General features: G+C 45.7%; 18 protein-coding genes. 9 read left to right on the top strand and 9 right to left on the bottom strand.

Annotation, left to right across the window (positions count from 1 at the left end):
- Nucleotides 1-48: 48 nt before the first annotated feature.
- The 3 genes from ACMXYW_RS04310 to ACMXYW_RS04320 all read right to left on the bottom strand — a co-directional run bounded on the left by ACMXYW_RS04310 (nucleotide 49) and on the right by ACMXYW_RS04320 (nucleotide 3200).
- Complete coding sequence (locus tag ACMXYW_RS04310; RefSeq protein WP_415905344.1) at nucleotides 49-1158, bottom strand: sterol desaturase family protein; 1110 nt, start codon at nucleotides 1156-1158, stop codon at nucleotides 49-51.
- Nucleotides 1159-1246: 88 nt separating this feature from the next.
- A complete protein-coding gene (locus ACMXYW_RS04315) occupies nucleotides 1247-2476 on the bottom strand; it encodes an acetylornithine transaminase (RefSeq protein ID WP_415905345.1) in 1230 nt (409 codons plus the stop codon).
- Between the two features lie 247 nt (nucleotides 2477-2723).
- Nucleotides 2724-3200, bottom strand: coding sequence for an NYN domain-containing protein (locus ACMXYW_RS04320; RefSeq protein WP_415891422.1), 477 nt, complete (start codon nucleotides 3198-3200; stop codon nucleotides 2724-2726).
- Nucleotides 3201-3371: 171 nt separating this feature from the next.
- Here ACMXYW_RS04320 and ACMXYW_RS04325 point away from each other — a divergent pair, with 171 nt between their 5' ends.
- From ACMXYW_RS04325 to ACMXYW_RS04335, 3 genes are read left to right on the top strand one after another with little or no spacing between them, the layout of a single operon-like run.
- Complete coding sequence (locus ACMXYW_RS04325) at nucleotides 3372-4766, top strand: GGDEF domain-containing protein (protein WP_415905346.1); 1395 nt, start codon at nucleotides 3372-3374, stop codon at nucleotides 4764-4766.
- A 13-nt stretch (nucleotides 4767-4779) separates the two neighbouring features.
- Entirely contained in the window at nucleotides 4780-5016 is a 237-nt protein-coding gene (locus ACMXYW_RS04330) for a TfoX/Sxy family DNA transformation protein (RefSeq protein WP_415900385.1), read from the top strand.
- A 43-nt stretch (nucleotides 5017-5059) separates the two neighbouring features.
- A complete protein-coding gene (locus ACMXYW_RS04335; protein WP_415905347.1) occupies nucleotides 5060-7222 on the top strand; it encodes a tRNA(Met) cytidine acetyltransferase TmcA in 2163 nt (720 codons plus the stop codon).
- A gap of 41 nt (nucleotides 7223-7263) precedes the next feature.
- Here the strand turns inward: ACMXYW_RS04335 and ACMXYW_RS04340 are convergent, their stop codons facing one another.
- From ACMXYW_RS04340 to ACMXYW_RS04350, 3 genes are all read right to left on the bottom strand, one after another.
- A complete protein-coding gene (locus tag ACMXYW_RS04340) occupies nucleotides 7264-7767 on the bottom strand; it encodes a TIGR02281 family clan AA aspartic protease (protein ID WP_415900387.1) in 504 nt (167 codons plus the stop codon).
- 79 nt (nucleotides 7768-7846) lie between these two features.
- Nucleotides 7847-8608: a hypothetical protein gene (locus tag ACMXYW_RS04345; RefSeq protein ID WP_415905348.1), complete on the bottom strand. Its 762-nt coding sequence runs from the start codon at nucleotides 8606-8608 to the stop codon at nucleotides 7847-7849.
- Nucleotides 8605-9762, bottom strand: a complete 1158-nt coding sequence (locus ACMXYW_RS04350) for a methyl-accepting chemotaxis protein (protein ID WP_415905349.1) — start codon at nucleotides 9760-9762, stop codon at nucleotides 8605-8607. The genes ACMXYW_RS04345 and ACMXYW_RS04350 overlap by 4 nt, the downstream gene beginning before the upstream one ends.
- Before the next feature lie 296 nt (nucleotides 9763-10058).
- On the opposite strand from ACMXYW_RS04350, the gene ACMXYW_RS04355 reads away from it, so the two are divergent.
- Nucleotides 10059-10511, top strand: coding sequence for a YaiI/YqxD family protein (locus tag ACMXYW_RS04355; RefSeq protein ID WP_415900390.1), 453 nt, complete (start codon nucleotides 10059-10061; stop codon nucleotides 10509-10511).
- Nucleotides 10512-10623: 112 nt separating this feature from the next.
- Nucleotides 10624-11028 carry a phasin family protein gene (locus tag ACMXYW_RS04360; protein WP_415905350.1) on the top strand — a complete coding sequence of 135 codons (405 nt, stop codon included), beginning with the start codon at nucleotides 10624-10626 and terminating at the stop codon, nucleotides 11026-11028.
- A gap of 81 nt (nucleotides 11029-11109) precedes the next feature.
- Here ACMXYW_RS04360 and ACMXYW_RS04365 read toward each other — a convergent pair whose 3' ends face one another.
- Together ACMXYW_RS04365 and ACMXYW_RS04370 are read right to left on the bottom strand one after the other, a co-directional pair.
- Entirely contained in the window at nucleotides 11110-12990 is a 1881-nt protein-coding gene (locus ACMXYW_RS04365) for an MOSC N-terminal beta barrel domain-containing protein (RefSeq protein WP_415905351.1), read from the bottom strand.
- Between the two features lie 20 nt (nucleotides 12991-13010).
- Nucleotides 13011-13253, bottom strand: a complete 243-nt coding sequence (locus tag ACMXYW_RS04370) for a Rho-binding antiterminator (RefSeq protein ID WP_415905352.1) — start codon at nucleotides 13251-13253, stop codon at nucleotides 13011-13013.
- 78 nt (nucleotides 13254-13331) lie between these two features.
- Here ACMXYW_RS04370 and ACMXYW_RS04375 point away from each other — a divergent pair, with 78 nt between their 5' ends.
- From ACMXYW_RS04375 to ybaK, 4 genes are all read left to right on the top strand, one after another.
- Nucleotides 13332-13559: a DUF3820 family protein gene (locus ACMXYW_RS04375; protein WP_415890583.1), complete on the top strand. Its 228-nt coding sequence runs from the start codon at nucleotides 13332-13334 to the stop codon at nucleotides 13557-13559.
- A gap of 95 nt (nucleotides 13560-13654) precedes the next feature.
- Nucleotides 13655-14194, top strand: a complete 540-nt coding sequence (locus ACMXYW_RS04380) for a YSC84-related protein (protein ID WP_415905353.1) — start codon at nucleotides 13655-13657, stop codon at nucleotides 14192-14194.
- Entirely contained in the window at nucleotides 14194-14763 is a 570-nt protein-coding gene (locus tag ACMXYW_RS04385; protein WP_415905354.1) for a hypothetical protein, read from the top strand. The genes ACMXYW_RS04380 and ACMXYW_RS04385 overlap by 1 nt, the downstream gene beginning before the upstream one ends.
- Nucleotides 14764-14799: 36 nt before the next feature.
- On the top strand, nucleotides 14800-15273 hold the full coding sequence (ybaK, locus tag ACMXYW_RS04390; protein WP_415905355.1) for a Cys-tRNA(Pro) deacylase: 474 nt from the start codon (nucleotides 14800-14802) through the stop codon (nucleotides 15271-15273).
- Between the two features lie 10 nt (nucleotides 15274-15283).
- Here ybaK and dksA read toward each other — a convergent pair whose 3' ends face one another.
- Nucleotides 15284-15691, bottom strand: coding sequence for an RNA polymerase-binding protein DksA (gene dksA / locus ACMXYW_RS04395; RefSeq protein WP_415905356.1), 408 nt, complete (start codon nucleotides 15689-15691; stop codon nucleotides 15284-15286).
- Nucleotides 15692-15773 lie beyond the last annotated feature (82 nt).

Below are 15773 nucleotides of genomic sequence, written 5' to 3' on the forward strand. Positions count from 1 at the left end.
CTACAGATCTGATCTGTAGCTGCAAAATAGCTATCATTTCTTACTAGACTATTTTTTAGAGCTAAGCGGGAAAACCTGCTGTTTTAACCAGCCTTCAGGCACATAGTCGCCAACCACTCCGTAATCCTGCGGCCACTCTTTTTGGCCTTTTACAGCAGTCCCAAAGAGATAATCGATAAAAGCAAAATGCGCTGCGTAGTTTCGATCAATCGCCGCTTTATCCGATGAGTGGTGCCAGTGGTGGAACTGTGGCGTCACGATAATGTACTTCAGCCAGCCAAAGTTGATTTGGGCATTGGTGTGATTTAGTACCGCTTGGAAGCCAACAATAATGATGTAGGCATCCAATACGCTTTTATCAAAACCCAGCACAAAGATCGGTGCTAACACAAAGCAGCGGGTCGCAATCAGTTCACCTATATGTTGGCGCGAGCCTGCTAACCAATCCATGGTTTTGGCGCTGTGATGGATTGCATGGAAGCGCCAGAAGAAAGGCACTTCGTGGTATACACGATGTAGAGCGTATTGAACCAGATCAGCGACTAGCAACACTAAGAACAGTTGCACATACCAGTTAATACCTTGAATCAGTTCTTGTGATCCGCGCTCTACTGCCCAACCAAATGCACCCGATACAAACTGATTCGCGACCAGTAACACAAAGCCGACGATTAGGTGGTTTACAAAAAAGTGGTGTAGATCGGTTTGCCATTCTGGACGCAGAATCGCTTGTTTACGATGGGGGATGATCTTCTCGATAAAGATAAAGACCAGGGTGGAGCCGAGTAGATCGAGAATAAACCAGTCCAAACCTATGTAAGGTGTATCGGTTGGGATCTCTCCCACTTCTACTCGATGACCGCCCAGCGCGATCGCAATCACAATTAAGACCCAAGCCAGAAGCCCTGCGCGTTTATTGGTATTTCGCACAAAGTTAAGTAGTCCCAAGCTACCCGAGATAATCAGCGATACAAACATCACTGTGCGCAGAACATTTACGTCATAAGCGGCGCGCAGCTCAGGCGTTGTAAGATACTCAGGGAAGTGAAAGGCGCAGACGCCGAGTAGTGAGAGTAGGGCAAGCGTTACGGCGATATAGCCACTGATACGGCCTTCGCCAAAACGTAGTTCGCCGCCTTCTAAGCGTTTGAGTAACATCCGTTGTCCTTACAGGAATCCAATTTGAAAGTGCAGGGATTATATACAAGGCAAGCGTTATTCACATCTTGCCCTGCAACATAAGCATCTAGAGAGATTCTATTGCGTTAGCCAAAATAGCGCAGCACTCATTAATCTCATTTTCAGATAGATTCAGCGCGGGCATAAACCTCAGGGTGCGTTCATTCGGGGCGTTCAGCAGTAGGCCATGCTCTCTAGCCTTATCCACAAGCTCGGGTGCCGATAGCTTGCCTGTGTCTAAGGCGATCAGAAGGCCTTTACCTCTAACAGAACCTAGTGAGTATTGCTGAGAAAGCTCAGCGAGTTTTTGGCTGAGTAGCTGACCCATCTGTTCAACATTAGCGAGAAAGCCTTGTTCCAGTACTTTATTCACAACCGCTTGCGAGACGGAGCACATTAACGGGTTGCCGTTATAAGTACCGCCCTGATCGCCGTATACAAAACAGCTGTGCTCGGCTTTGGTGAGCAGCGCTGAAATCGGTACGCCACCGCCTAAGCCTTTACCTAAGGTCATAATGTCCGGTTGGATATCTAAACCTTGATAAGCGAAGAGGTTACCGGTTCTACCGATGCCGGTTTGTACTTCATCGATGATCAGCAGCAGGTTGTACTTTTTACACAGGGCTTCTAAGCCTCTAACAAATTCGCTATCAGCTGGGATGACGCCTGCTTCGCCTTGGACTAGCTCAAGCATGAGTGCGACTGTATGTTGATCGATTACAGTTTCGGTTGCGGCTAAATCGTTATAAGGGGCTTTGGTAAAACCGCTCACTTTCGGCTCGAATAGTGGCGCAAAGGTCGCTTTACCGGTGGCGGACATGGTCGCTAGGGTTCTGCCATGAAAGCTCTGTTCAAAGGTGATGATTTTAAAAGCACCTTGTTTGTGAATCTGCCCCCATTTTCTTGCCAGCTTAATAGCGCCTTCATTGGCTTCAGCGCCGCTATTGGCGAAGAATACCTGATCAAAATCTGAGTTTTTACACAGGGTCTTAGCCAGCTCGATCATTGGTTGATTGTAGAACCCAGGGCCGGGATTAATCAGTTGTTGTGATTGTTCTATTAGTGCTTGCTGGATTAGATCTGGGCTGTGCCCGAGGGTATTCACCGCCCAGCCTTGCACCATATCCAGATATTGTTTGCCGTTCTGATCAAACAGGTAGTGTCCTTTACCTTGGGTAAAGCAGAGTTCTGGCCTTGGCGCGATCGGCATTACAAAGTCTTTATCGGTCAGCGGGTTGTTAACGGGCGTGTCTTGATCGCTTAATTGTGAGGGAGCTACTCCAGTGAAATAGGTCATTTTTATATCCTTGAGAGAATTTAGAGCAAAAAAAAGCCGCAGGGGTTACCTGCGGCTTTTCGGGAATTTGGAACGCTTAAGAGTTATTTGCGTCGTCGAGATCCAACACCCAAAGAGGCACAGGCAATCGATACGCGGCGTCGCAACGTAGTTGTCGTAAGAGTCTGTGTGTTAGGTGTGGTTTTCATAGTGGCTGAGTATGTCAGCCACTTTAGGTTGTGGTCAAGAGGGCTTGCTTGAATGGATTCTAGCAGACCAATAGATTCGGCAGGATCGAGTGATATTGATCCGCTGAATTGATCAAGGATTTAGCGGTAAGTGCTTCTACACCATAAACCTCGGTAGTGACGCCATAACGTTTTTTGATGTGTGCGAGTAGGAGATCAAAGTCGCCATCGCCTGAAAGCAAAATCACTTTATCCACATCAGGTGCGGTATCCATCACATCAATTGTAATGCCTACATCCCAATCGCCTTTGGCCGAGCCGTCTTTACGTTGGATATAAGGTTTTAGTTTTACATCAAAGCCAATATGACGCAGGGCATCCTGAAACTTCTTCTGGCCGTCATCTTTGCGTTCAATCGCATAAGCGTAGGCGTGAACAATCTCTCCCTGTTTGCTGATCTCTTGCCAGAATTTACGGTAGTTAAACGGGCAGCCGAACGCCTGACGGGTGGTGTAATAGATGTTCTGTACGTCTACAAAAATAGCAATGCGAGACACAATAGAGCCTTTGTTCTGATTCAAGAAAGAGCACTATATCAGACTCGTGTTTAGATATGCTGCTGCAAGCCGCGGAAAAGCTGGAAAAAAGCCCGAGTCTGCACTATCGTTGCAAGAGTTAGTAAAAAAGGTTTTACTGATTGTTACTGGTTGATTATTCGGAGTTTTTTAATGTCTGCTTCAGACGCTGCTAGCCCTCAACAAACGAATAGAAAAAAGATCGATCTATCGATTGTTTTTGCGATCTGCGGTGCGCTATTTTCACTGCTGATTTTTCTATTTATGTTCAAGCAGGAGCGTGATGCGGCTATTCAACAGTTTCAGGTTGAAATGACACAAGGAACAGCATCGTTCCAGCAATCATTAACTCAGAATACTTACTCTCTAGAAACCTTACAGGCCGTTTACCAGTTAGATCAGACGGCCGATCAAGCACGACTGCAACAAATCATTAATAGCTTGTTTAGTCGCCATACCTCTTTGAAAGGGATGGCTATCGAAAATGGTGATATCTCGCTTCGTATAGCTGACTCTTCTACCGATTCTATTTTTAACCGTTCTGAAGTTTCTGAGGCATTAAGTAGCCTGTCCTCAGAGCAGGTTAAGACACTGACTTTAGATCAAGAAACCTTCGCATTGGTTTCAGCTCAAGCTGGCAACGCCCAACTGGCTGGTATTATCTCGCTTAACTCCGTACTGGAACAAAGCCAACTTCAAGAGGTATTAGGTGATGTTCAATTTACGCTGACAGATGCGAACAAGCAGGTGATCCTAGCGCACGATCACACTTCACTTGCTCTAGATGCGATGCTTTCTAGCTCTGTTCAGTTACTAGATCAAAAATGGAATTTAGATATTACTGCCACAGAAGAGCGCATTGCTGCAGGTATGAGTTTTACCCCAGCCCTGTTTTTGATGACCGGTTTACTGCTTTCTTTCTTGGTGGCTTCCTATCTGAAACGCGTGAGTCGTCATGTTAAAACGTTGCGTACTGAACAAGCGAATTTGACTGAACAGATGGCAGAAACTAGTTGGTCTGATCCATTAACAGGTTTGGTCAACAAACTGCATTTCAATGAAGCTTTGGATGTTGAGTGTCGACGTGCTGTACGTGAGTTCTCGCCACTCACCATGATGCTGTTGAAGATTGATAGCTTTAAAGAGTTCAGTGACGAATATGGTATTGAGGCTGCACAAGAGATGCTACAAGAGGTTTCTAGTGTACTCAAAAATTCTGTGGGTCGTCCGGGTGATATGATTGCGCGTATTGATGATCATTTATTCGCCTTTATTCTGCCTTCCACTAATGAGATGGTGATTCAATTAGCAGAACGTTGCTGTAACACAATTTATGATCACGGCATCCCTCATCAAGCATCGCCGATTGATCGAGTCGTTACCTTAAGTATCGGTGTGGCGACTATGCAGCCTTCACGTTTGCTTACCCCTGAATACCTTTTAGAGTTGTCTACTCAACAACTTCAAGAAGCTGAAGCTAAAGGTGGTAACCAGTTCCATGCGTTTGTGGATGGCGTTAAAGAGCCGCCTTTAACCTATAACGTATAGGTCGATTGGCCTGATGCGGAATATTGGGCCGGTCAGTCGTCGATGGCTGGCTGAGATCGAAATCTACTCCTTAGCTGATCTAGAACAAGTCGGCCCAATAGCTACGTATAAGATGATTAAGTCTATGCGTGGCGGTAAGGTCAGTATCAATCTGTTGTGGGCGCTGGTGGGTGCCTTAGAAGGTATTGATTGCCGTGATCTCTCGCCTGAACGAAAAGCTGAACTTCGTGAACTTCTAAAAGACTCGTAAAGCTCATTGTTAATAGATCCACCTAGCTGAAAGGGATTGATTGATGACTGCTCTAACAACCTTGTACTCTCGATTGCTTAACGATGCACAGGCACAACAGCATCGTCGATTACTGGTGGTGAGCGGTACTCAAGAGTGGTGTTACGAGCAAGCAAGAGAGCTAAATGGCGAAACCGAATGGCTATGGGTCAGTGAGCATGCGCCGGTTAAAGCTCAGTCTGTGCGCGCCACTCAATGTCATCAGTTATTAGGCCAGTCGCTCTCGGCAGTGATCTTTGATGGTTGGTCCGGTTTTAATCCTAACGCCTTTGGACAGATCTCCGGTACGTTAAGCGGCGGTGGAGTGCTGGTTTTACTCTGTCCCGATCTAGATCATTGGGCCGAGTTTGACGATCCAGAACATCAAAGCTTAGTCGCTCACCCTTATTGCTCTTCCGATGCTGGTCGTCGATTTATCTCGCGTCTAGCGATGATTTTAGAAGATGATGCCTACACGCTGGTGTATCGAGAAGGGCAAGCGCTCGCAGGTGTAGAAGCCGAGTTGCCAAGCTCCGCAGCATTGGCTGATCAGCCAGATGATAATGTGGTGTTGCCGAGTAAAACCAAGGATCAGCAACAAGCGGTTGAGTTGATCCTATCTCAGTTTCGTCGGGGTAGACGTCCTGCAGTGATTACTGCAGACAGAGGGCGTGGCAAATCGGTTGCTTTAGGTATCGCTGCTGCACAGCTATCAGGCCTAGATTTCCAAGATATCTTAGTAACCGCACCTGAACAGTCATCCGTAGATGAAGTTTTCAGTATGGCTCATCAATTACTGCCTGATTATGACTATCAACTGGGTAAGCTTTGCCATTCAGATCATTGCATCCGTTACGTGACGCCAGAGCAAGCGTTGCAAGAACAAGGCGAAGGGCAAATACTGTTGGTGGATGAAGCGGCAGCGATTCCGGTACCTGTATTAAGTAAGTTACTGCAACGTTTCCCTCGTATTGCCTTTGCATCAACTATTCATGGTTACGAAGGCACAGGGCAGGGCTTTGCGGTTCGCTTTAAACAAGTACTGGAAAAGCATGCACCCAATGCAAAATCGCTTCATCTTAATCAGCCGATCCGTTGGGCCAGCAATGATCCTCTGGAACAGCTGACCTTTAATCTGCTGTTACTCAATGCCGAGCCTGCTTCGGCTGACGATCTAAAACACAGTTGTCAGTCTATTGCCGACTGTCAGATAGAGAAGTTAGATCGTGATCAACTTGCAGAAGATTATCAGACCTTAACTCAGTTGTTTGGTTTGTTAGTGTTGGCTCACTATCGTACATCACCTGGTGATTTGCGGGTGCTTTTAGATAGTCCAAACCTGCATATCTGGCTAATGAAGGTCGGTGGTCAGGTTGCTGGCGCTGCGCTGGTCGCGGAGGAAGGCCCTCTGCCGGAAGAGTTGGTCGATGATATCTGGTCGGGTAAACGTCGTCCTCGAGGTCATCTTTTACCGCAAACCTTGGTAGGGCAAGAAGGTGCAAAGGAGGCGGCATCGCTTAAGGCTGGTCGGATTATGCGAATCGCGATTCATCCCGCTCTACAGCATAAAGGTTTAGGTCGAGCGCTGTTATCCACAGTATCTGAAAGTGCGAAGTCTGCAGGTTGGGATTACTTCGGTGCCAGCTTTGCCGCTAGTGCAGAACTGATTAGTTTTTGGCAACACTGTGGGTTTGAGACCGTACGTATGGGTTCTACTCGTGACAGTGTCAGCGGTTGTCATGCCGCGTTGGTTCTATCGCCTTTAACAGAGCAAGGGCAGAGCTTAGAGAAACAGCTGAGACAGCGCTTTATTGAGCAGCTAAATTATCGCTTGAGTGATGACTTGGTCGATCTCGATCTGCCTGTGGTGTGCCGGTTGTTACAGCATGGGGGTTATCTTCCAGAATTAACCGCCCACGATCAATCTGATCTAATCGCATTTGCTGTGCATAACCGCAATTACGAAGGCTGTGCTTTTGCTATCCACAAGCTGCTTTTACAGTTTTTGGATCAGGTGGAAGATAAGCAGCTGGAAATGTTGCTCGAAAATGAAGAATTCATGCTGCTGATTGAGCGCAATCTTCAGCAAAAAAGCTGGGATCAGCTGGAAGTCAAAGGGCAGGGGCGTAAACAGATGATGCGCCAGCTTAAGTCGATTACGGCGTTGTTGTTAGAGAAAGTTTCTTAGCTAATCTCTTCTGAAACCCTCATAACGAACTTAGGCACGGTTTAGCGCCTAAGTGTGAGCGTGTTTCCTTTCTGAATGATCTCAAGGTATTTCATAAAGCTCATACCTAGAAGTACCGTTTCGCCATCCATGTGTGGATTAATATGCCCACGAACGTTTTGCATGCTAATCCCACCAAGGGAGACGGTATTCAGCTCAGTGTTATACACATCAATCACGCCATTAGCGGTATCTACTTGACGTTTTAACCCAGGCCTAAGGCCAATGCGGTCTGCCACTTCTTGCGGCACGCTGATATTGGTCGCGCCGGTATCTAAAAGAAAGATAACCGGTTGGCCGTTGATCTCTCCCGGTGCAACGTAGTGCCCCGCTCTGTTTTGCTGCAGCACCACTTCGTTACTGCCGCTGGTGACGAGATTACGGTTGGGATTGTATTTGTCGTTAACCTGCTCTTCAAAGAACAGCCAAAGCATTCCTAAAAACAAGACCCATGCGACGGCCCACATCCCTTGGCCAATACGTTTTGGTGTGTGTTGAGATTCCATCCAGCCCCACAATAATTAATCGATATTAATTTATTGTAAGGAACTCGCTTGCAGAATAGAACCTCGATTCATTCAATCCTTAAGCTGTACATTTGCTCAATTGCTGTAGATGGTCACGAGTTAACTGAATCTGTTGATCAATCGCTTGGGTTAGGCGGCTAAAGTAAACTCGAGGCTCAATCTTAATTACTTCGGGTTCAAGGATCTCTTGGGTGACCAGTCGGTCTATATCACGAACCGCAGGATCACATAGCTCATTTTCACGCATATTTACCAACAGGTACTGTAATTGCACTCTCACAGCAGCAGGGCAGTGACCAAGATTGGCAGCTTTATTTCCTAAACCCCGCAAGCGTGCAAGGGATTCAGCAAAGTGAGGACGGAGAAGTAGGTTTTGCCATAGCTCCTCGCCGTTATGGTCATTATTACTCGCAGTGAGAGAACAGATATCTGCGATTACGGTTAGTTCGTGGAGCAGTTTTTCGATCAGTTCACAGTGTTCCATAAAACTACCTGTGGGCTCAGCTTCGATCTGCTTCCACTTGGTAAATTGCAGGTTAACGCGCTTAACATTACCGCCATAGTTTTTATCCAGCAGCGGCCGCCATAGTGAGTTGATCTCATTACTTAGCTGTCGCTGCTGTGCTTGGTTTGTGCTATCTAAATTTGCACAGATGCCGCGGTGGCGTTGTAGACTCTGTATTAGATTCAAAAGCGCGCTCAGCTGTTCAATTCCGCGCAGCGTCTTCTCACGACGCTTCTTGCGCAATTTGCTTCGTTTAAACCAACTGGCTAAACCAATCAGAATAAAAAGAAACAGTACAAGGCTAACCTCGATCATGATGTCACCTCCTTAGTGGCCGCTTTAAGCGCAAGGGCTTCTAAATAGCCGGTAAGTTCTGTCAGGGAATGCGCTTGTTCACTGTGGTGCTGAAGAATATTGCCTATATCGGTAAGTTTTTCACTTAACTCGTTACTGGCAGAGGCGTGTTCGTCGATGGAGAAGTTAACTTCCTGAATAAGTTCAAGGCTGCGTTCGCTGCCAGATTCGATCTGCTGAAGTAGATTGTGCATCTCTTCACAAGTATGTGAGCCGGTTTGCAGTTCTTGTTCGCTACGGTTCATGCTTTCGGTAACTTCATTCACACGTGCAAGCATTGAGTTCACCAGCAAGGTGATATCGCCTGTAGCCTTTTCGGTATTACCCGCTAACTGGCGAACTTCATCTGCGACAACGGCGAAGCCTCGTCCGGCTTCACCTGCTCGTGCAGCCTCAATCGCTGCATTTAGTGCCAACAAGTTGGTTTGAGCTGCAACTTCTTCGATAGTACTAACGAAAGATTGAATCGCTTCTGCTTCTTCCGATAATTGAGAAATCTTGGTGCAGGTATCGGTAAATTGGTGTCGTACACCACTGATCGCATGACTCAAATCAGAGGCTTGCTGAGTCCCTTTATTACATAAGGTTTGCGAGTCTTCGGCACTATTTTGAGTGTTATGCACATGGTCTCTAATCAATTGTACGGTTTGGCTCATCTCTTCTGAGGCGCTGGCAACCGTTAATAGCTGATTTTGCTGTTCCGATGCAGCATGAGCTGTGTGCTTAGCTAAGTTCTCTAACTCATGGGTAGAAAACTTCATCTCGTTACATAGCTGATCAGTTAGGGTATTTAGCTCTTCATAGTCACGGGCGAAGCCATAGAGGTTTTGTGCTGCGTCTCTCAGCGGTTTGTCCGAACTGGTATGTCGTGTCCGGAATTGCATCTGCTTTTGCGAGAATGCTTCGATTACTAGAGAGAGGTTATGCCAACGACGTTGGCTCAACAGAATATAGCTTAGCTGGAAGTAGCTAAGTGGGATTAATAACCAAAGTGCTTCTATATAGCCGGTTACTAATGTGGCGATTGTCAGCAACCAACCCAACAACAGTAAAATACCTGAAGCGAGTAATGAACAGCGGCTCAAAACGCTGTAGCCAAATGTTAGTAGCAGCATCTTAGTGCTCCCCATAAAAATCTATTATCTGGAGATTTAGCAAAACTTAAGCCAGATGTTTAACAGGGGTACCCGAATGCGCGATATTGTTGCGCTTGAGGGAGATGGCTAGTTTAAGAACGCACGGATTTAATACTGCTTTGTGCACCGCGATAGTGCGAAGGCCTTATTCTGGAGCGTAGCTGGCTCAATTGAAATTATTTGAAAGAGCATTAATTACTATCGGCTTAAGCTGCCATTGCGATGTAGAATAACTGTCATAATTGGGCTTTATGCTAAAAGAAAAGAGAGGGTTTATGCACATTTGGGTTGATGCCGATGCCTGTCCAAAGGTTATTAAAGAGATTTTGTTTCGGGCTTCCGAACGTAAACAGGTGCCTGTAACGTTGGTGGCTAATCAATTCTTAAGTACGCCGCCTTCACCACTCATCAATGCTGTGCAAGTACCGCAGGGCTTTGATGTAGCGGACAATCATATCGTGGCCAAAATGGAAGAGGGTGATCTGGTGGTAACGCAAGATATCCCATTGGCTTCAGAAGTGATTGATAACAAGGGTGTGGCAATAAATCCTCGTGGCGAACTTTATACACCGGAAAATATTCGTCAGAGGTTATCTATGCGAGATTTTATGGAAACCCTACGAAGCTCGGGTGTAGAGACCGGTGGCCCGTCTGCTTTTAGTCAGGCAGATCGCCAAGCGTTTGCGAATTCTCTGGACCGTTTTTTAGCAAAAAACCTGAAAAAGTAATTTTTTTTGTGCGCTGCACAAAAAAAGTTCTTGACTAAAAAACGTACAAGATTTATCTTTGCTGTAAATGGATTGCTGCACCGCAGCAACGGAAACTTTTGGAGACAAAATTATGTACGCTGCTAACAACCCTTTCGCTGATTTCATGAAGCCTGAACTACTATCTAACGAAATCGCTGAGCTATTCAAACCAGTTCAGTCTCTAGTAGACGTTAACACTAAAACTGTTGAAACTTTGGTTGCTCTTCAGAAAGCATACGTTGAAGAACTAGCTAACGCTTCTGTTGAACAGTTCAAAACTCTATGCGAGTGCAAAGACCCTAAAGCTGCTCTAGACCTACAGGTTAAATTCTACAAGTCTGTTGAAGCTAAAATGACTGAAACTGCTGAGAAAAGCGTTGCAGCTATGACTGTTGCTAAAGATGCTTACGTTGCTACAGTTGAAGAGTCTGCTAAAAAAGCGACTGAAATGGCTGAAGAAACTGCTAAAAAAGTTGCTGATCTTAAAGTAGCTTAATTTCAGTTTTATACTGAATAATAAAAAGCCGATGTAGAGAAGGGCATCGGCTTTTTTGTGTCTGTGATTTAGTGTTTTAAATTAAACCTCAATTACGACATCCGTTTCGGGTGTACAGCTACACGCTAGAACCACGCCTCGAGCTTTCTCATCTTCAGATAGCGGAATTTCCGATTGGCGATGCGCTTGGCCTGAGACTAAGGTCACTTTACACGCGCCACATACACCTGCACGACAGCCGGAAGGAATCATGATTCCTTGATCTTCAGCTTGCTCTAGCAATGTGGTTTGGCTATCACCGGCAAATGAAATCTCGCCAAAGGTTAACTGAACGCTGTGCTTTTCAGCATCGGGATCAACACCTGGAGGTGCACCAAAGCTCTCTTCAAACCACTGTTGTTCTGCTAAGCCTAACTGACGGCAGTAGGTTTTAGCATGATCCATAAAGCCCTCAGGGCCACAACACATGACTGTGCGTTCCGGCAGATCCGGAATTAGCTCAATCAGCTGTTGGCGGCTAATACGGCCTTTAATGCCTTGCCAATCATCATCTGGTTGACTCAAGCTGAAGATAATTTTGAGATTAGGGTTTTGGCGCTCTAGCCAAAGGAGCTCGTCTTCGCAGATTAGATCTGCTTCGGTTCTGGCTTGGTGATAAAACACTATATTACGTTGGCTATTTCGATCGGTTAGCTCGCGGGCAATCGAAAGCATAGGCGTAATGCCGCTACCGGCAGATAACAACAATAGAGGTTTGTTGCCTGTATTGCCTTCGTGGAACTCACCTTGCGGAGCGAGGGCAGGTAACTTATCCCCAACCTGTAAATTATCATGCAGCCAATTCGAAGCGATGCCATCGGTAACACGCTTTACCGTGATTGCGATATCAGCGCTGCGAGAAGGTGATGAAGATACTGTATAGCAGCGGGTGACGGTCTCACCGTTGATCGGCAACATTAAGGTCAGAAACTGACCCGCGATATAATCTGTTGATAGACCTTGCGGTACTGCAAAACGGAAGGTCACAACATCACGCGTTTCATCAATGCGGCGGATGCATTCTAAATCGACCTGTTGAGTTGCGGCCCACGTCTCTTGGGTTTTACCGTCGTTTGTATCTCTGATAACCGGCGCATTATCGGGGTATTGAGCAGGTTGTTTAACCTCTAATACCTCAATCCTATCACCTTGCTTAATCTGACCTTCGTTTAGAGGCACAAGGTTTTGGCCAAAATAAACTTCGTTATCCTCACCTTTACGGTACTTAGCCAAGGTTTTAATTGGCTCACCCGCAGGTACTGGCTGCCCAGTTTTTGGATCGATAGTCGTTAGTACGCAACGAGAGCAATCTTTAACGATCTCAAACTCTACTTCACCAATACGGATGCGCTTCCAGCTATCCTCGGCGAAAGCTTCGGACCCTTTTACAACAAGGTTGGTTCGGAAGTGATCCATATTAACTTGTGTAGAAGCGCGGCTATTCAGATCAGCCAATGAAGCTTCAGAGATCACAAGTAGAGGATATCCATCGGCAAAAGCGACTGGCTTATCGGGTCTACGAGAGGTTACGCGTTCTGATTGCTCGCCAAAATAAAGAAGTTGGCATTCACGGCCTAGTTTTTCGCTGAACCATTCATCTAGCCATTCGCCACAATGTTGAGCGTTAATCTCCGTTCCCCAAACACGTACCTGACGGTAGTTTTGGAAAAAGTCCGGGTAACGTAAGCTTAAGTGATCACCATCAGGCGCAATTATCTCTACACCATCTTCACGTAAAACCGTTTCGAAAAGCAGCATCGATGGCACTTGGCGAGCAGATAATAATTCGCCTTCCGGATCGCTCAACATAAAGCGTCGGTCAAAAGACAGTCCGCTCTCAGTTACAAAAGCATCCGATAAGCTAATGCCGCCTAATGATTTTATGGGGAAAGTATTAATACCACTGAGTTGAATATCTGACACGTCGTCGGCCTTTAAGAGGATTAGTAGGGTAGGCGGCTAGAGATAGAATCTAATCGAACTCTATAGTTTTTACCTTCTTGATCTTCGGCAATCAGAAACTCCCCCTCCGGAGTATATTGGAGGTCAAGAAAGCGTAAGCGCTGGCTAAATGCGGTATCATCTTCTTTCCATTCAACAAGATGGATGGCGTTGCGCATACAGGCTAATTCGTAGCCGTCATGAATTTCGCAATTGATAGGTTGATACGCTTGCTTGTCAGCCATGGCCTAAACCCACTATTTATTATTTTCTACAGAATACTGTTTGCTCGCTGGAAATAACAGGCTGTTAAGGGGAAAGCATTGGATCTGGATAAACGTCATCTACTTAAACTGGCTAATATGAAGATGCCATTTGGTAAGTATCAAGGGCGAGTACTACTCGATCTACCCGAAGAGTACCTGCTTTGGTTCGCAAAAAAAGGTTTTCCAAATGGGGAGCTTGGCTCGTTGCTAGAACTGATGCTAGAAATCCGCATTAACGGCTTAGAATCGGTATTGCAGCCTTTACGAAACACGCGATACTCCTAATGCGCTTTTTTACTTTCAATCCATCTATTGATCCACCCAATACAGCCTTGAGCGACTATTATTTAGTTAACCTCAATAGGCTTAAGGATGGATTCATGCTTAAACGACTATCATCTTTTCTATTCGCATGTTGGATAGCACTATTCAGCTTTAATGCTTACTCAGCCTCCAAGGCTGAGATTAGCGCTAAGACCACAGAAGCCTTACAAAAGTTTTATCAACACAGCTCAGCTGGCCAAACATTAGTCCAGCAAGCCAAAGGGGTTTTAATTTTCCCCGAGGTTTATAAAGCGGGTATAGGCATAGGTGGTGAGTATGGTGAAGGAAAGCTTTTAGAAAAAGGTAAAACAACTGGCTATTACACCATTGCTGCGGCATCGATTGGCTTTCAGTTAGGTGCGCAAATTAAGTCAGAGATAATCCTGTTTATGACTGATGCTGCTTTGAATCAGTTTAAGCGTAGCGATGGTTGGGAAGCGGGTGTTGATGGCAGTGTTGCTGTTGTAACTATAGGTGCGGGTGGTGAAATTGATACCAGCACGATTAAAGACCCGATCATTGGTTTTATCTTTTCTAATAAAGGATTGATGTATAACCTGTCTTTAGAAGGCTCAAAAATTAGCAGGAAGAGATGATGAAAAAATTATTATTAGCCCTATGTATGAGTGGATTAGCTTTAAATACATACGCAGCCAAGCCTGAGTGGGCAGGCCAAGGCGCAGATAAACATCAAGCTAAAAAAGAGGCCAAGCAAGCGGCTAAAAACTACAAAAACAAAGATAAGGATACCGAAGAAGAGCAATCCATCGTAAGTGATACGAAGTCTATTCTGGATGATCTCTTTTCTGACAAAGAGAAAGAGACCATCAAAGATTATTACAATGAAAATGCCAAATCAGGAACAGGTAAATACAAAGGCAAGATGAAGGAGCTGCCTAAAGGTTTGCAGAAAAAGTTAGAACGTGGCGGTGAACTCCCTCCAGGTTGGCAAAAGAAAGTAGCCCGTGGAGAAGTGTTAGATAAAGACTTACGAGATAATGCTGAATATCTGCCTGACGATCTTCTTTCTCGTTTACCCAAAGGTGATGCGGCGACTGAGATTATCAAACTCAAAGATAAAGTCATTAAAGTGGGCAAAGGTGAAGGCACAATAGTCGACATCATCGATATTGCTGATATCCTAACGGGCGGCAGTGCTAAGTAAACACTGTTCGACCTGAGTGATATGAGTAGATAAAGAATGACCCCAGCGATCAATGCAGCTAAAAAAGCCAAAGTAGCCTATCAAGTTCATGAATATGAGCACGATCCTAGTGCTGAATCCTACGGCGAAGAAGCTGCGCAAGCGCTGGGTTTAGATCCTGCCCAAGTTTTCAAAACCCTCCTAGTCGCCATCGGTGGCGACAACAAAAAACTCGCTGTCGGTGTTGTACCTGTGTCAGGTCAGCTAGATCTGAAAGCTATTGCTACGGCGCTAAAGGCAAAGAAAGTTACTATGGCAAACCCGCAAGATGCCGAACGTGCAACGGGTTATGTAGTGGGGGGCATCAGCCCACTAGGCCAAAAGAAACGATTACCGCTTATTTTGGACGCAAGTGCTAGCAACTTTAAAACCATCTGCATGAGTGCGGGTCGCCGTGGTTTAGAGATCGAGATGTCAGCAGAGGATCTGCTCAAACTAACGTCAGGTAAAATGGCAGCCATTGGGCGTTGATCTATGGTTGTTACTCGCGGAATAAGCGTTCGTTTGATTCGCGTACCGCTTTTATATCGGTGCAGTATTCGGCTGTAGGCCTTAGTAAGAGGCGCTTAATGCCAATCTCTTCGCCAGATTCTAGACAGTAACCATATTCACCGTTGCGAATGCGCGTTAGGGCGGTGTCGAATTTTGGTAAGAGCTTACTTTCACGGTCGACAATTCTGAGTGCGAGGCGAGATTCTTCCTCGTATTGAGCGCGGTCCGCATCGTCATTCATCTCTGGGCGTTCATTCAATTGAGCTTGGGCATTTTGGATGTGAGCGATGGTTTCCTGTTTTTGCTGCTCTAAGTATTGCTTGAAAAACTCCAATTGACTGTCATTCATGTAGTCCTCAGGACTGGCATTCAAGAGTTCTTCTTTTGTTATTGTCATGCTTTCCTCAAAACTTGGTCAAAATTATATAATGTTATGTTATAGCATTTATTTTTGTGACCGTGGAAATTTTTATGATGTT

The sequence above is a fragment of the Neptuniibacter sp. QD48_55 genome (genome assembly GCF_047778115.1).
GTDB lineage: Bacteria > Pseudomonadota > Gammaproteobacteria > Pseudomonadales > Balneatricaceae > Neptuniibacter.